General features: G+C 71.1%; 17 protein-coding genes. 12 read left to right on the top strand and 5 right to left on the bottom strand.

What is annotated here, in order from left to right; all coding sequences use genetic code 11:
• The first annotated feature begins 40 nt into the window (after positions 1–40).
• The 4 genes from JJ691_RS28690 to JJ691_RS28675 all read left to right on the top strand — a co-directional run bounded on the left by JJ691_RS28690 (position 41) and on the right by JJ691_RS28675 (position 3,580).
• Entirely contained in the window at positions 41–1,036 is a 996-nt protein-coding gene (locus JJ691_RS28690) for a permease (RefSeq protein ID WP_249227076.1), read from the top strand.
• The gene (locus JJ691_RS28685) at positions 1,033–1,938 is read left to right on the top strand and encodes a TIGR03943 family putative permease subunit (protein ID WP_211762725.1); all 906 of its coding nucleotides are present in this window, start codon (positions 1,033–1,035) and stop codon (positions 1,936–1,938) included. Before JJ691_RS28690 ends, JJ691_RS28685 begins: the two co-directional genes overlap by 4 nt.
• A gap of 65 nt (positions 1,939–2,003) precedes the next feature.
• Positions 2,004–3,134, top strand: a complete 1,131-nt coding sequence (locus JJ691_RS28680; protein WP_211762724.1) for an epoxide hydrolase family protein — start codon at positions 2,004–2,006, stop codon at positions 3,132–3,134.
• Positions 3,135–3,202: 68 nt separating this feature from the next.
• Complete coding sequence (locus JJ691_RS28675) at positions 3,203–3,580, top strand: YciI family protein (protein ID WP_211762723.1); 378 nt, start codon at positions 3,203–3,205, stop codon at positions 3,578–3,580.
• Positions 3,581–3,712: 132 nt separating this feature from the next.
• Here JJ691_RS28675 and JJ691_RS28670 read toward each other — a convergent pair whose 3' ends face one another.
• From JJ691_RS28670 to JJ691_RS28660, 3 genes are all read right to left on the bottom strand, one after another.
• Positions 3,713–4,129, bottom strand: a complete 417-nt coding sequence (locus JJ691_RS28670) for a Fur family transcriptional regulator (RefSeq protein ID WP_211762722.1) — start codon at positions 4,127–4,129, stop codon at positions 3,713–3,715.
• The gene (locus JJ691_RS28665; protein WP_249228287.1) at positions 4,126–4,470 is read right to left on the bottom strand and encodes an ArsR/SmtB family transcription factor; all 345 of its coding nucleotides are present in this window, start codon (positions 4,468–4,470) and stop codon (positions 4,126–4,128) included. Before JJ691_RS28665 ends, JJ691_RS28670 begins: the two co-directional genes overlap by 4 nt.
• A 235-nt stretch (positions 4,471–4,705) precedes the next feature.
• Positions 4,706–5,008, bottom strand: coding sequence for a hypothetical protein (locus JJ691_RS28660; RefSeq protein ID WP_211762720.1), 303 nt, complete (start codon positions 5,006–5,008; stop codon positions 4,706–4,708).
• A gap of 119 nt (positions 5,009–5,127) precedes the next feature.
• On the opposite strand from JJ691_RS28660, the gene JJ691_RS28655 reads away from it, so the two are divergent.
• The 3 genes from JJ691_RS28655 (at position 5,128) to JJ691_RS28645 (ending at position 7,976) form a co-directional block, all read left to right on the top strand.
• A complete protein-coding gene (locus JJ691_RS28655; protein ID WP_211762719.1) occupies positions 5,128–5,511 on the top strand; it encodes an antibiotic biosynthesis monooxygenase in 384 nt (127 codons plus the stop codon).
• A gap of 71 nt (positions 5,512–5,582) precedes the next feature.
• A complete protein-coding gene (locus tag JJ691_RS28650; RefSeq protein ID WP_211762718.1) occupies positions 5,583–6,209 on the top strand; it encodes a class F sortase in 627 nt (208 codons plus the stop codon).
• Positions 6,210–6,590: 381 nt separating this feature from the next.
• Positions 6,591–7,976: a glycine--tRNA ligase gene (locus JJ691_RS28645; RefSeq protein WP_249227075.1), complete on the top strand. Its 1,386-nt coding sequence runs from the start codon at positions 6,591–6,593 to the stop codon at positions 7,974–7,976.
• Here the strand turns inward: JJ691_RS28645 and JJ691_RS28640 are convergent.
• Positions 7,946–8,944, bottom strand: a complete 999-nt coding sequence (locus tag JJ691_RS28640; RefSeq protein ID WP_211762716.1) for a hypothetical protein — start codon at positions 8,942–8,944, stop codon at positions 7,946–7,948. The genes JJ691_RS28645 and JJ691_RS28640 overlap by 31 nt on opposite strands.
• Positions 8,945–9,178: 234 nt before the next feature.
• Here JJ691_RS28640 and JJ691_RS28635 point away from each other — a divergent pair, with 234 nt between their 5' ends.
• Positions 9,179–10,408, top strand: coding sequence for an MFS transporter (locus JJ691_RS28635; protein WP_211762715.1), 1,230 nt, complete (start codon positions 9,179–9,181; stop codon positions 10,406–10,408).
• Position 10,409: 1 nt separating this feature from the next.
• Here the strand turns inward: JJ691_RS28635 and JJ691_RS28630 are convergent, their stop codons facing one another.
• Positions 10,410–11,138, bottom strand: a complete 729-nt coding sequence (locus JJ691_RS28630) for a peptidase E (RefSeq protein WP_211762714.1) — start codon at positions 11,136–11,138, stop codon at positions 10,410–10,412.
• An 80-nt stretch (positions 11,139–11,218) separates the two neighbouring features.
• Between JJ691_RS28630 and JJ691_RS28625 the strand changes: the two genes are divergently transcribed.
• Genes JJ691_RS28625 through JJ691_RS28610 form a run of 4 tightly spaced genes read left to right on the top strand, consistent with a single transcriptional unit; the run spans position 11,219 to position 15,112 of the window.
• On the top strand, positions 11,219–12,355 hold the full coding sequence (locus JJ691_RS28625) for a sensor histidine kinase (protein ID WP_249227074.1): 1,137 nt from the start codon (positions 11,219–11,221) through the stop codon (positions 12,353–12,355).
• Complete coding sequence (locus JJ691_RS28620) at positions 12,352–13,437, top strand: sensor histidine kinase (RefSeq protein ID WP_211762712.1); 1,086 nt, start codon at positions 12,352–12,354, stop codon at positions 13,435–13,437. Before JJ691_RS28625 ends, JJ691_RS28620 begins: the two co-directional genes overlap by 4 nt.
• Positions 13,434–14,510 carry a sensor histidine kinase gene (locus JJ691_RS28615; protein ID WP_211762711.1) on the top strand — a complete coding sequence of 359 codons (1,077 nt, stop codon included), beginning with the start codon at positions 13,434–13,436 and terminating at the stop codon, positions 14,508–14,510. The genes JJ691_RS28620 and JJ691_RS28615 overlap by 4 nt, the downstream gene beginning before the upstream one ends.
• Positions 14,507–15,112, top strand: a complete 606-nt coding sequence (locus tag JJ691_RS28610) for a response regulator transcription factor (protein WP_211762710.1) — start codon at positions 14,507–14,509, stop codon at positions 15,110–15,112. Before JJ691_RS28615 ends, JJ691_RS28610 begins: the two co-directional genes overlap by 4 nt.
• The last annotated feature ends 2 nt before the right edge of the window (positions 15,113–15,114 follow it).

The raw sequence follows: 15,114 nt of genomic DNA, 5'->3' as shown, positions 1-15,114 counted from the left end.
GATCGCTGTCACCGAGCCGCCGTCGATTGGGGCTGATGCCTTGACGTCCGCCACGGAGTCCCGGTCCCGCCGGCGCATCACCTCGCTCGAGGTGCTGTGCGTCGTGCTGGTGCTCGCCCTGCTGTTGCAGAGCCAGCTCGTCGACGCGCTGGACATTCCCGCGCTGCGGACCGGGGCCACCGTGTTCGTCGCCGTCTGCGTGCAGGCCATGCCGTTCCTCGTGCTCGGCACCCTGATCAGCGGGGCCATCGCCGCCTTTCTGCCGGCCGAGGTCCTGCGGCGGGTGCTACCCCGGCGGTCCGCGCTGGCCGTGCCCGTGGCCGGTCTGGCCGGCGTCGCCCTGCCCGGCTGCGAGTGCGCCTCCGTGCCCGTCGCGCGGCGGCTCATGCAGCAGGGCGTCGCCCCCTCGGTGGCCTTGGCGTTCCTGCTGGCCGCCCCGGCTGTCAACCCCGTCGTGCTCGTCGCCACCGCCGTCGCCTTCCCCGGCCGGCCCGAGATGGTGCTCGCCCGGTTCTGCGGCTCTCTCCTGACCGCCGTGGTCACCGGCTGGCTGTGGGCCCGTTTCGGCAAGGCCTCGTGGATCGCCGCCCGGGCCCTGGAACGGCTGCCCTCCGGCGGCTCGTCCAGGTGGGCCGTCTTCGCCGAGACCACCCGTCACGACCTGGTCGAGGCCGGCGGCTTCCTCGTCATCGGCGGCCTCACCGCCGCCGCCCTCAACGTGCTCGTGCCCTCATCGCTGCTGGAGTCCCTGTCCGGCCAGTGGGTCCTCGGCATCATCGTGATGGCCCTGCTCGCCGTCGTGCTGGCCATCTGCAGCGAGGCCGACGCCTTCGTCGCCGCCTCCCTGTCCGCCCTGCCCCTGCTGCCCCGCCTGGTGTTCCTCGTCGTCGGGCCCGCCGTCGACGTCAAGCTCATCGCCCTGCAGGCCGGCACCTTCGGCAAGGCCTTCGCCCTGCGGTTCGCCCCCCTGGCGTTCACCGTCGCCGTCGTCTCCGGCACCGTCGCCGGCCTGGTCCTCCTGGGAGGCGTCTCGTGAGGCGGGAAACCCAGAACATCCTGCTCGTGCTGCTCGGCGGCGCGCTGCTCAAGATCGCCCTCAACGGCACGTACCTGAACTACGTCAAGCCCGGCCTGCAGCCCTGGCTCATCCTCTCCGGCGGGATCATGGTCCTGCTGGCCGGCGTCGCCATCGTCACCGACATCCTCAAGGCCCGCCGCGCCCACGCCGACCCCGCCACCTCCACGGCCTCGGTTTCCCTCGCCGCAGACCCGGCCGTCGCCTCTTCCCTTGCCGCTGATGGCGTTTCCGCTGCCGCCACCGCCACCGCGATTGCCCCCGATCGCGAGCTCGCCCCGGCCCACGCCGGCGGTTCCGAATCCCACTCGCATCCGCCCTCCCACTCCCACGACGACGGCCATGGCCATGCGCACGGCGCCGCCCGCAGCGCGTGGATGCTGCTGATGCCGGTGCTGGCGATCTTCCTGATCGCCCCGCCCGCGCTCGGCGCCGACTCGGTCAACCGGGCCGGCGGCCGGACCGTGGCCAGCGAGCAGCGACAGGACCAGGTCATCAAGACCAAGTTCCCGCCGCTGCCGGCCGGGTCCGTGGTGCCGATGCGGATGGCCGACGTCGCCACCCGGGCCGCCTGGGACTCGACCAACTCCCTCGACGGCCGGACCCTGGAGCTGACCGGCTTCGTCGTGCACGACGCCGCGGGCGTGTACGTCGCCCGGCTGGTGATCACCTGCTGCGCCGCCGACGCCATGCCGGTCAAGGCCCGCCTGGTCGGCGCCGAAGGCCTGGCCGACGACGAGTGGATCACCGTCACCGGCCAGGTGCGGCCCAACTCCGCCGTGCAGGCCGACAACTACGTGCCGGTGTTCGACGTGACCACCGTGAAGAAGATCGGCACTCCCAGCGATCCCTACGAGTACTGATGTAGAGACGCCGCCGTCGGCTCCGACCGTGGGGTGTGAACATCCCCGACGCCGAGGAGCCGACCATGGAGACGTTTCGCATCGAGGTTCCGGACGCCGAGCTGGCCGACCTCCGCGATCGGCTGGCCCGCGTCCGCTGGGCCCCCGAGCCGCCCGCCGACGGCTACGGCATGTCCGGCTCGACCGTGCGCAAGCTCGTCGAGCACTGGCGTGACGGCTACGACTGGCGGGCCGTCGAGGCCCGGCTCAACGCCCATCCCCAGTTCACCACCACCATCGACGGCGCCAACGTGCACTTCCTGCACGTCCGCTCGCCCGAACCGGACGCCCTGCCGCTGATCCTCACCCACGGCTGGCCCGGCTCCGTCACCGAATACCTGGACGTCATCGGTCCCCTCACCGATCCCCGGGCCCATGGCCTCGATCCCGCCGTCGCCTTCCATCTGGTGATCCCTTCGCTGCCCGGCTTCGGCTGGTCCGGTCCCGTCACCGAGCCCGGCTGGGGCCCTCGCCGCATCGCCGTCGCGTGGACCGTGCTGATGGAGCGGCTCGGCTACCGCCGCTACGGCGCCGCCGGCAACGATTGGGGCTCCGTCATCTCCCCCGAGGTCGGCCGCCTCGCCCCCGATTCCGTCGTGGGCGTGCACGTCACCCAGATATTCTCCGGCCCCGAGGGCGATGTGCCGTTCTATCCGCCCACCGTCGAACCCGCCAGCGTCGCCACCCTGCCTCCCGACGAGCGGGCCCTGGTCGAGGGCTTGCGCCATTTCCAGCGCACCATGGCCTCGTACCACCATGTGCACGCCGAGCAGCCCCAGACGCTCGCCTACGCCCTCAGCGACTCCCCGGTCGGCCTGCTCGCCTGGAACAGCCAGGTCATGGGCGGCCTCGACCCCGACGCGCTGCTCACCCACGTCTCCATCCACTGGCTCACCGACACCGCCGGCTCCGCGCCCCGGATCTACCTCGAGGACCACCGCCACCCCGTGCCCACCACCCCCACCACCGTTCCGCTCGGCCTCGCCCAGTTCCCCAACGACGCCCAGGCCATCCGGACCTACGCCCACCGGGACCACGCCAACATCACGTCGTGGCACGTCTACGACCGCGGCGGCCACTACGGCTCCCAGCAGGCCCCCGACCTCTACATCGCCGACGTGCAGCAGTTCTTCGCCCAGCTCCGCCCCTGCCCCTAGCCTTGCCGATCTGCGGCGGTTCTTTGCCCAGCCCGACCTCTGACCCTTCACCTCGCCGAGGAGCCCCCGTGAAGTACCTGGTCCTGATCTACAGCAACCCCATCAGCTGGGCGCATCCCACGTTCGAGCAGACCGACTACTACCGCAGCGCCTCGCCCGCCGAACGGACCGAGATGGACACCCAGTTCGCCGACCTGATGCAGGAGATCTCCGCCTCCGGCGAACTCGTTTCCGGCACCCCGCTCGCCCCGCCCGCCACCACCCGCACCGTCCGCGTCCAGGACGGCGCCACCGTCACCACCGACGGCCCCTTCGCCGAGTCCAAGGAACAGATGGCCGGCTACTTCGTTCTCGACTGCGTGGACATGGACCGCGCCGCCGAGCTGGCCGCCCGCTTCCCCGACGCCCGAGTGGGCCGGGTGGAGGTCCGACCCATCATGGAATGAGGACGCCGACAGCCCACCGCCTGCTCGGCCGCAGCCGAATTTCCCTTGGTTGGCGCGCTTGCTCGATCCTGCCTGGACAGCCCGGTCGTTCCCGATGGCGGCTACCCGTTCGGCTTGCCGGGAACAGTGCTGTCAGGCGGTGCAGCCGGCGCAGGTGCCGAAGATCTCCACGGTGTGGCTGACCTCGCTGAAGCCGTTCTCGGCGGCGATGCGGTCGGCCCACTTCTCCACGGCCGGTCCCTCCACCTCGACGGTGCGGCCGCAGCTGCGGCACACCAGGTGATGGTGGTGGTGGCTGGAGCAGCGCCGGTAGATGGCCTCGCCGCTGTCGGTGCGCAGCACGTCGACCTCGCCGGCGTCGGCGAGGGACTGGAGGGTCCGGTAGACGGTGGTGAGCCCGATGCCCTCACCCCGCCGGCGCAGCTCCTCGTGCAGATCCTGGGCGGAGCGGAAGTCGTCGAGCTGGTCGAGCAGCTTGGACACGGCGGCCCGCTGCTTGGTGGCCCGAAGCCCGGGCACGGTGGTGGACGGACGCTCGCTGGTGGTCACGCTTCCTCCCGGTGCTCGCCCCGTGCGGCGGAGCCGCCCTCCTCGACGTGGGTGACAGCGTCCACCACGATGTGCGCCAGATGCTCGTCGACGAGCCGGTACATGACCTCTCGGCCATGCCGTTCCCCATGGACGACGCCGGCGGACTTGAGCACCCGCAGATGCTGGCTGATCAGCGGCTGGGCGACGGCCAACGCGTCCACCAGCTCGTGCACGCACCGCTCGCCCTCACGCAGCTGGAGCACGATGGCGATCCGCACCGGCGCGGCGAGCGCCCGCAGCAGGTCGCCGGCGGCGGTCAGGGTGCCGGCGGTGCGCCGTGGCGCGCTGGTGGTAGCCAGCTCACGCGGCGCGTGCTCGTGGGAGTCCGCCAGCGCGGTGCCGGAGCCGGCACGGCCGTCCGGACGCTCCGGAACAGGGCTCGCGGCGTCCGGGGTCACTGGGGCATCGTCCTCTCCGGCACGGCAGGCAACAGGGCGCAAGACCAGTCGGTCGTAACCACCATGGTAGGCGAACGAGGTCGTCCGATGCCGGCGATGCTGATAATGGTTATCGAAGCAGATGCTATCGGACCTGCTAACGGAGCACCGAGACCAGCACCGCGACCAGGATCACCAGCACCACGATCCGCAGTACCCGGTCGGCCGTCGACAGCACCCGCCAGGTGGCCCCGAGCAGCCCGAGAACGATCAGCACGAGGGCGCCGAGCAGGCCGGCGCCTACCGGCCCGCGCACCACCACGCCCACCGCGAACAGCACCAGCACCAGCCCGAACACGGCGGCCGCCGGCACCCGGGCCAACGGCCCGTTGCCCGGCAGCAGCGGCGCCTTCAGGTCGCGCCGGCCACGCCCCCGATCCGGTTGCTGTCCTCCGGCCATGTCCCCACTCGATCCGCCGACGTCGACGCCCGGGCCGTACCCCGGCGGCGGGCGGGTCCCCGCTGGTGCGAGGATGCGCCACCATAACCGACCGCCGGAACCACCCGAGGAGTCCGACCGTGCTGCTGGTCTGCCGGTTCGAGGTGCCCGAGGCCGAGGCGGCCGAGTTCACCGCGACCGCCCGCCACGCCCTGGAGCTGCTCACCGCGCAGCCCGGCTGCCGCACCGGCCGGCTCGGCCGGGCGACCGACGCGGCCGACCGCTGGGTGCTGGTCGTCGAGTTCGACTCGGTGGTCGCCTACCGGCGCGCCATGTCGCCGTTCCCGGTCCGCGAAGTCGTGGTGCCCCTGCTGTCCCGCGCTCTGGCCGACGAGCCGGCGGCCTTCGAGTTGACGGTCTCCGCCGCCGACGGTCGCGCGGACGAGCACGTGAGCCTGCTGGCCGGCGACGCCGGCACAGTCCGCCTGGGCGAAGCCGCCGGACCCGCTGCCAGCCCCCGCTGACAACAACCCCCGCTGACGGCCGCCGCCCACCGAGGGACAATCGGCGGTAGCCGGTGCGAAGGGGAAGGGCCATGTCGAGACGACGGATCGTCCTGCTCGCCTCCGCGGCCGCTGCTGTTGTCGTAGTCCTGGTAGGCCTCCTGTTCTTCGTCCCCACTGACAACTCGTCGACGACTGCGGCCGCACCGGCCACCGTGAGTTCCGGACCGTTGACGGCCGACGCCACGACCACGGTCCGACCGACCGGGGTGCCGACCACCGGCTCCGTGCACCTGCCCGCCGGCGGCACCGCCCAGTTGATCCCGGCCCAGGTGAGCAAGGACGGCACGATGTCCGTGCCGGACCAGCTCGACCAGGCCACCTGGTGGGGCGCCACCCTCGGTGCCGCACAGGGGGCCACGCTGCTCGCGGGCCACGTGAACTGGCAGGGCCGCACCGGCCCGTTCGCCGAACTGTGGCAGGACCGGGTCGGCCAGCAGGTCACCGTGGTGGACAACGCGGGCCGCGACTGGGTGTACCGGATCACCCAGATGGTCACGGTCGCCAAGGCCGACCTGCCCAATCGGGCCAAGCAGCTCTACGGCCTGGACGGCGACCACCGGCTGGTGCTGGCCACCTGCGGCGGCGAGTTCGTCGGCGGCACGGAAGGCTACGACGACAACCGGTTCGCGGTAGCCACCCTGGTCACCCGCCCGTAGCCGCCCAGTCCGGGACGGCCCAGTCCGGGACGGCCCAGTCCGGGACGGCCCAGTCCGGGACGGCCCAGTCCAGGATCGCCCAGTCCGGGATCGCCGAGGCCCGTGGAGCGCGCCGTGGCGTTGGCCGATCGGAGGATCCGTGGTCGGACAGGTCCGCGGGGCTGTGTCGGCAAAGCAGACCGACGACCCAGCAGATCAACGACTCGGCAGTTCGGTGAGCGCCGTGTCGGGCCGCCGGCCGAGCCGGGTTCGTGATCGCCCGAGTCGGTGGTCGCCCGGCCGTTGAGGCCCTACCTCGTCCGCGCGGTGGCGGAACCGACTATTCTTGCTCCCTTCCAGGAATTGCCTGTCAGTTCGAGTCTCGGCCGGATGGAGTTTGGCGTGCCCGCGGACCGCATCGACGCCGTCGTCAGCCTCTGCAAGCGCAGGGGTTTCGTGTACCCGTGCGGAGAGATCTACGGGGGCACACGGTCGGCGTGGGACTACGGGCCCCTGGGCGTGGAGCTCAAGGACAACATCAAGCGGGCCTGGTGGCGCACGATGGTGCAGGGCCGGGACGACGTGGTCGGCCTGGACTCCTCGGTGATCCTGCCGCGTGAGGTGTGGGCCGCGTCCGGCCACATCGACGCGTTCGTGGACCCGTTGGTGGAGTGCAACTCCTGCCACCGCCGGTTCCGCGCGGACCATCTGGCCGAGGAGTACGCGGAGCGCACCGGCAAGCCGGCGTCCGACAGCGACCTCTCCGACGTGCCGTGCCCCAACTGCGGCAACCGCGGCCAGTACACCGAGCCGAAGATGTTCAACGGCCTGCTCAAGACCCACCTCGGCCCGGTCGAGTCGGCGGAGGGCCTGCACTACCTGCGGCCGGAGACCGCGCAGGGCATCTTCGTCAACTTCCTCAACGTCATCACCACCTCCCGCAAGAAGCCGCCGTTCGGCATCGGCCAGATCGGCAAGTCGTTCCGCAACGAGATCACCCCCGGCAACTTCATCTTCCGCACCCGTGAGTTCGAGCAGATGGAGATGGAGTTCTTCGTCGAGCCGGGCAGCGACGAGGAATGGCACCAGTACTGGATCGACGAGCGGCTGCGCTGGTACACCGACCTCGGCGTCAACCGCGACAACCTGCGGCTGTACGAGCACCCGCAGGAGAAGCTGTCGCACTACTCCAAGCGGACCGTGGACATCGAGTACCGGTTCTTCTTCGCCGGCCAGGAGTGGGGCGAGCTGGAGGGCATCGCCAACCGCACCGACTTCGACCTGACCACGCATGCCAACCACTCGGGCGTCGACCTGTCCTACTTCGACCAGGCCACCAACTCCCGCTACCGGCCGTTCGTGATCGAGCCGGCGGCCGGCGTCGGCCGTCCCATGATGGCGTTCCTGCTGGACGCCTACACCGAGGACGAGGCGCCCAACGCCAAGGGCGGCGTGGACAAGCGGCTGGTGCTGCGGCTGGACCGCAGGCTCGCCCCGGTGAAGGTGGCGGTGCTGCCGCTGTCCCGCAACGCCGAGCTGTCGCCGAAGGCCCGGGACCTCGCAGCGGCGCTGCGGCGCAACTGGAACATCGACTTCGACGACGCGGGCGCCATCGGCCGCCGCTACCGCCGGCAGGACGAGATCGGCACGCCGTTCTGCGTGACGGTGGACTTCGACTCCCTGACCGACCACGCGGTGACGGTGCGGGAGCGCGACTCGATGACCCAGGAGCGGGTGTCGATGGACCGGCTGGAGGCCTACCTGGCACCGCAGCTCCTCGGCTGCTGAGCCGCCACGGGGTGCCGCGGGTTCGCGGTCACCGGTGGGCGGTCGCGTTTGGCCGCCCACTCGTGGGCCTGTTTGAGCCGTTGGACGAACTGGCCCGGGAAGTCCCGCAGCCGCTGCGGTGAGGTGTGCACGACCACCACACCGGCGGCGGTGAGCGCGGAGTGCCGGTCGGTGGTGTCGTCGTACGGCCGGCCGGCCATGTCGATGTCCAGCGCCACCGCCACGTCGTCCCACCAGGCGCTGACCGGTCCGAGGTAGGCGTCCTCGGCGTCGTCGAGCTGCATGTTCCATTTCGGTCGGGGCAGGCGGGCGGTGCCGATGAGCGAGGCGGCCAGTGCCTCGACGTCGGTCCGGATGCCACTTGTCACTTCGGCCAGCACGCGCCGGGGCAGCGCGCTGCCCCGACCGTTGCCGGCGACGAGCTCGGCCCTGATCAGCTCGGGCGGCAGGCCGTGCTCCCAGATCGACTCGGTGATCGGCCCGCGGACCTGCTCGGCGACCCGGACGTGGCGGACCGTGTCCAGCAGCGCCCGTTCCAGCGGTGCGACGAGGAAACCCTTGCGCATCAACGGTTTCGGCATCCTGGTGGTGCGCTCGACCCGCACCTCCGGGAAGCTCTGCAGCGACCGTCCTTTCGGGACGAGCACGTGCACGGGGCTGTACGGCAAGGGTAGGGCGGATCGCATGCCGTGCAGCAGCAGGGCGTGGCGCCCCGTGATCACCCCGTCGGGTTCCGCATAACGCAGCGCGGCCTGCATGCGCTGCGGCAATGTCGGCGGCGAGCTGCCGAGCACCAGCACCCCGGGCAGGACGCGCTGCCAGGGGCCGCCGGGCTGACATCTCCGGTACACGGAGCTGCCGCAGAGACCTAGTTCGATCAGATCCTCGGCCCGCGCGACATGGTGCGGGAACAGGTTGTTGAGCTTGTCGAGCTGGATGTGCGTCCCGCTCGGGCTGCATGTGCGCATGGGGCAAGCCTGCGCCATCCGCCCCATCGGCCGACCTCGTTTCCACCCCACCTGTGGACAACTCGGCCCCTGTGGACAACCAGGCCCTCGGAGATCCACATCGGACGGTCCGGCAGACCGGCCGCGCTAGTCTGGAGGGTTTGCCGGAATCGAGTTGACGGCGGCTCGGGCGTATCGAGATCGTGGGCCGTCAAGGCGTGTTTCCCTGCCGGAGACGCCACCAAGGGGGACTTCGTGTCAGTCAACCGCAGCCGCGGCGGTGTCGTGCTGCTGTCCGCGCTGGTCCTGGATTCGGTCGGCAACGGCATGTTCCAGCCGCTGTCGCTGTTCTACTTCTTCAAGTTGACGCCGGTGCCGCTGGCGCTGATCGGCGTGCTGGTCAGCCTGGCGAACGCGGTGACGCTGCCGATCCCAGTGCTCGCCGGCTGGCTGGCCGACCGGGTCGGCCCGCTACCACTGGTCGTCGCGTCGCAGGTGGCGCAGGGCATCGGTTACCTCGCGTTCGCCTGGGTGCACGGGCCGGTCGGCATCTTCCTCGCGTCCAGCCTGGTCACCATCGGCGTGCGGTTCTTCTGGTCCAGCGTGTTCACGGCGATCGCCGACTTCTCCGACGGCAGCGTCTCCACGATGAGCAAGGACAGCTGGTACGCCTGGGCCAACATGACCCGAACGGGTGGTCTGGGCATCGGCGGCCTCATCACGACGCTGGCCGTCGTCGGCGGCAGCGACGCCCTCTATCGAGTGCTCTCCAACAGCTCGGCCGTCTGCTATCTGGTGGCCGCGGCCGCTATCGCGGCTTTCGTGCGGGCCCCGCGCCGTGTCCACGAGACGGGCGAGGCCGTCGGCTACGCGACCATGCTGCGAGATCGGCCCTTCGTTGCGTTCGCCGCAATCAACACGGTCTTCGCTGTCTCGACCGGCATGCTCGCGCTCGGGCTGTTGGTCTTCGTGACGACCGGTCTCGGCGGACCCGCGTGGCTGCCGCCGGCTCTGCTGGCCGGCAACACGATCCTGTTGGCCCTGCTGGGGGCGCCGGTGATCAAGCGGGTCGCGCCGTACCGACGCACGCGGGTGCTCATCGCGGCCGCGGGCCTCTGGGCGGCGTGGTGCCTGGCGTTCGCGGGCCTGGTGCCGAATCAACTCGAATGGGTGATTCCGGCGTTGATCCTGGCCACCCTGCTGTACACGGCGGCGGACGTGCTGCACGCGCCCGTTTCGATGGGACTGGCCACGGCCCTGTCGCCGCTCGCCGCGCGCGGCCGCTACCTGGCTGTCTTCCAGTACTCCTTCACCATCGCCAACATGATCTCGCCGGCCTTCTTCACCGCCCTGTTCGAGCTGCATCGGTCGCTGCCGTGGCTGGCTCTCGGCCTGCTCAACCTGGCCGCGCTGGGCGGGGTGCTGCTGCTGGAGCGGATCGTGCCGGACTCGGCGCAGCGTGTCGCCGAGCCGGCACGGGCGTGAGTCAGAGCCGGCGGACGTCGAGGGCCGTCTCGACCACCTCGCTGGTCGCCTCGTCGCGCCGCATCAGGTAGGCACCGCCCCGCCGCCGCTCCGAGACGGCCTCGACCAGCGTCGTGCCGCGGTATACGAGGCCGGCACCGTCGTCGGTGCAGTGGGTCTCCGCCAGCTTGCCGGCCGCCACGGCCTCGTGGATCGTCGGCCTGCGCTGCTCCTCCGAGTCCAGGTGCACGCCGTTCGAGTAGGGCAGCAGGCCCAGGCCGTTGGTGACGACCCGCAGCTCCGGACCGAACGAGTCGGTGACGCCGCCGGTGTACCAGCAGATGGACCCGGCTGAGACCCCGCCGAGCACGACCCCGGCCTCCCAGGCCGCGCGCATGATCTCGCCGAGCCCGTGCACCTGCCAGACCGCGAGCAGGTTGGCCACCGAGCCGCCGTTCACCCACACCACGTCGTGGTCCAGCACGAAGCCGGCCAGATCGGCGACCGGGGGCATCGGGAACAGGTTCAAGTGGGTGACCTCGACGCCGGCGACCCGGCCGGCGTCGGTCACCATCGCGTTCATGGTGCGGTTGTCCCCGTTGGCCGTGCCCACGTGGCACAGTCTCGGTTGGCCGGTCGCCCCGGACAGGTCCAGCGCGAGCCGGATCAGGGGCCCGAACTCCAGCTCGGTCCGCTCGCCCCGGACCCATCCGCCCGAGGTCGCCACGATGGTCGGTTGATCGGCTGCCATGTCCGGATCCTGGCAGCCGCGGCGCCATCCATGCCAGTTGTCATGGGGGACTGCCAGCTTCCTGCCCTACCGTGATGGCCATGGTGGACGGATGCACTTCGGCGCGGGCGGACGGCGAGCGGGCCGAACGCCGGCGACGTCGGGGCGCGACCGCCTTCGCCAGCATCTTCCTGGTCTGGTCGGTGTCCGGCCTTCAGGCGCTCGCGCAGGCGGACGCGCCGGTCGCGATGAAGGCGGCGCAGCTGGCGGTGACAATCGCCTACCTGCTCAGCTATCCGCTCGGGATCTGGCTGTCGTCGACGATCGGGTCGCGGGCGAAGGTGTGGTATGTAGCCGTGGTCACGGCCCTCGGCCTGGCCACGCTGGGCTTGGACGGGCCGGATTTCAGTTCCTTGTTGATCTACGCGCTCGCGCTCGGTGCCATCATGTTGACCAGGCGCTTCGCGTTCGTGTTCGCGGGTTGTGTCACGGTCGTGGCGTTCGCTGTCTCCCTGCTCACACGGAACGGTCCCGACTGGGCGGACCTGGTGTTGATGGTGGTCCTGACCATAGGGATCTCCAGCTTCGCCAAGGTCGGGGGGGATCTGCGGGAGGCCAATCGGGAGGTGGCCAGGCTCGCGGTGGCCGAGGAGCGGGCCCGGGTGGCCCGGGACGTGCACGACGTGCTCGGGCACAGCCTGACCACGGTGACCCTGAAGCTGGGGCTGGTCCGCAGGCTGTTGGAGACGAAACCGGGGGAGGTGGAGCGGTTGATCATCGAGGTGGGGGAGGCCGAGCAGTTGTCGCGGCAGGCGTTGTCCGAGGTGCGGGCCACGCTGTCCGGATACCGGAGCACCTCGTTGAGCGCCGAGGTCGCGGGGGCGAGGGCGGCGCTGGCCTCCGCGGGCATCACCGCCGATCTGCCCCGGGCGGTGGACAACGTGCTGCCCGAGTACCAGGAGTCGTTCGCCTATGTGCTGCGAGAGGGGGTCACCAACGTGTTGCGGCACAGCGGTGCGACCAGCTGCGAGGTGCGGCTGGGGGAGTCCTGGCTGGAGGTGCGGGACAATGGTTCGGCGGCTGGGGACGCGGGGATGTCGCGGGCGAACGGCGGCGGCGCCGGCCTGACCGGGCTGGCCGACCGGCTCGCCGCCATCGGCGGCCGGATCGACGCGGGCCCGGTGCCGGGCGGCGGGTTCCTGCTGCGGGCCAGCGTGGCGAGGCCGGTGCCGGTATGACCGACGACATCAACCGGATCATCCACCGTGGCTGGGTGATCTCGGCCTCCTTCTTCACGTTGTTCATGCTGCCGATGCTGATCACGCAGTTCGGCTCCGGCCGTCCGGGCTGGATCACGGCGCTGGCCGTCGCCGGCATCGTGGTCTACGGCGTCGGCTACGTCGTGCTGCCGGTGATGATGTGGCGTTCGTCGATGGCCTGGCAGCTGGGTTGCGCGATCGCCTACATGGGACTCGCGACGGCGCTTTCGACGGTGGCCTCGCCCTACGCCTTCATCTGGGCCTTCGCCCTGTGCGCCGTGATCGTGCCGGGCTGGTGGTTCGTCGTGGTCGACGGTGCGGCGCTGGTGGTGCTGATGGTCGTGCTGTCCATGGACTACCTGGGCCTGCTGATCATCCTGCTCTCGGTGGCCGTGCTGTGCCGGTCCGTGGTGCACATGATCGACGTCAACCGCGAGCTGCGGATGGCCCGGGACCAGGTCACCGCGCTCGCGGTGGCCGACGAGCGCGGCCGCATCGCCCGGGACCTGCACGACGTGTTGGGGCACAGCCTCACCACCGTCACCGTCAAGGCCGGACTGGCGCGACGGATGCTGGAATCCGGTGTGGCGACCGATCGGGTGTTGACCGAGATGCGTGACGTGGAGCGGTTGTCCCGTCAGGCCCTGGCCGACATCACGGCCACGGTGTCCGGCGAGCGGGCGGTGTCCCTGGCGGCCGAACTGGTCGGGGCCAAGGAGGCCTTGCGCTCGGCCGGCATCAACGCCGACTTCCCGCTCGCGGTGGACGACGTGGAGCCGGCATACCAGGAGGCGTTCGCCTTCGCGTTGCGGGAAGGCGTGACGAATGTGCTCCGGCACAGCGCGGGCGCGACCCGGTGCGAGGTTCGGCTCGGCGACAGCTGGCTGGAGGTGCGCGACGACGGCGATCCCCGGCCGGCGGCGGCCGTGCCGTCCCGGGTGGCCGGCGGCGGCAACGGCCTGAGCGGGCTTTCCCAGCGGCTGGGCGGAATCGGCGCTCGGCTGGAGGCAGGACCGTTGCCCAGCCAGGGTTTCCGGCTGCGGGTGGAGGTATCGGCGTGACGACACTTCGGTTCGACCCCCGGATGGGGTGGCAGATCAGTTGTTTCTTCCTGCTGTTCGCGCTGCCGAGCCTGTACCAGTTGGTCACCAGCGCAGCGCCGACCTGGAAGATCGTGAGCGGGCTGGTGGTGTTCGCCGGCTACGCCGCGCTGTACGTCCTGGCGTCGACCAGGATGTGGGAGCTGGGCTCGCGATCGAAGCTGGTGCTGACGGTGTTGTTGCTCGCGCTGCCGACGACCTTCGTGTGGCTGCTCGGGCTGTCGTCTACCTGGGTGTTCGTCTACGGCCTGTCGGTGATCGCGATCATGCTGCCGACCGGGCTGACGTTCGCCGTGGGGTTGCCGACGCTGGCCGTGACGGCCGTGCTGATCATCGTGTACGAGGGTTTCGACCAGTTGTTCAGCGACTGGGTGGTGCTCGCCTCGGTGTTCGCGGCGACCTGGTTCATGGGCCGGTTGATCCGGGCCAACTACGCGCTGGCGACGGCGCAGGAGGAGATCGCACGGCTGGCCGCCGCCGAGGAGCGGGCGCGGCTGGCCGAGGAGTTACGCGAGGACCTCGGCCACAGCCTGGCCGCGATCACCGCGCGGGCCGACGCGGTGTGCGCCGAGTTGGAGCGCGGCGGCGCACCACTGGCCCACGTGCGTGAGGTCGAGGGCCTGGCCCGCGAGGCGGTGACGCAGGTGCGAGCGACCGTTTCCGGCTACCGCACGGCTTCGCTGGCCGCCGAGGTAATCGGCGCACGGGCCGCGTTGGAGGCGGCCGGCATCACGGCCGACCTGCCGGCGGCGGTGGACCGGGTGGCCCCCGCTTACCGGGAGACCTTCGCGTACGCGCTGCGCGACGGGGTAACGGCGGTGCTGCGGCGCGCGGGCGGCGCGACGCGGTGCGAGGTCCGGCTGGGGGAATCCTGGCTGGAGGTCCGGGACAACGGCACCGCGGGCGGGCCGGTCGCGGATGGTTGCGCGATGGACAGTGGACTGGTCGAACGGGTGGCGGGCATCGGTGGTCGGATCGTCACCGGGCCGTGCGACGAAGGAGGATTCCGGTTGAGAGTGGCGGTGCCGTCGTGATCAAGGTTCTGCTCGCCGACGATCAGGCGTTGGTGCGCGGCGCGCTGGCCGCGATGCTCAGCATCGAGTCGGACATCGAGGTGGTCGCCGAAGTCGGCTCGGGCGACGAGGTGGTGCCGGCCGCGCAGCGCACCAGTCCGGATGTCGCGCTGCTGGATGTGCAGATGCCCGGCAAGGACGGGCTGACCGCGGCCGCCGAGCTGCGCAAGGCGATGCCCGGCTGCCGGGTGGTGGTGTGCACCACCTTCGGTCGGCCCGGCTACCTGGCGCGGGCGATGGCCGCTGGTGCGGCCGGCTTCGTGGTCAAGGATGCGCCGCCGGAGCAGTTGGTTGAGGCGGTCCGGCGGGTGCACGCCGGGCTTCGGGTGGTCGATCCCGCGCTCGCCGCGGAATCGCTGGCCAGCGGGGCGAGCCCGCTGACCGAACGGGAGAGGGAGGTGTTGCTCGCCGCCAGCGACGGCGGCACGGTGTCGGACGTGGCCAGGACGCTGCATCTGTCCGAGGGCACGGTGCGCAACCATTTGTCGTCGGCCATCGGCAAGACCGGGGCCAGGACCCGGGCCGAGGCGGCCCGCCTCGCGGAGGACCGCGGCTGGCTGTGACA

Source organism: Kutzneria sp. CA-103260 (assembly GCF_018263855.1).
GTDB lineage: Bacteria > Actinomycetota > Actinomycetes > Mycobacteriales > Pseudonocardiaceae > Kutzneria.
This window is presented reverse-complemented; position numbering and strand designations above follow the sequence as displayed.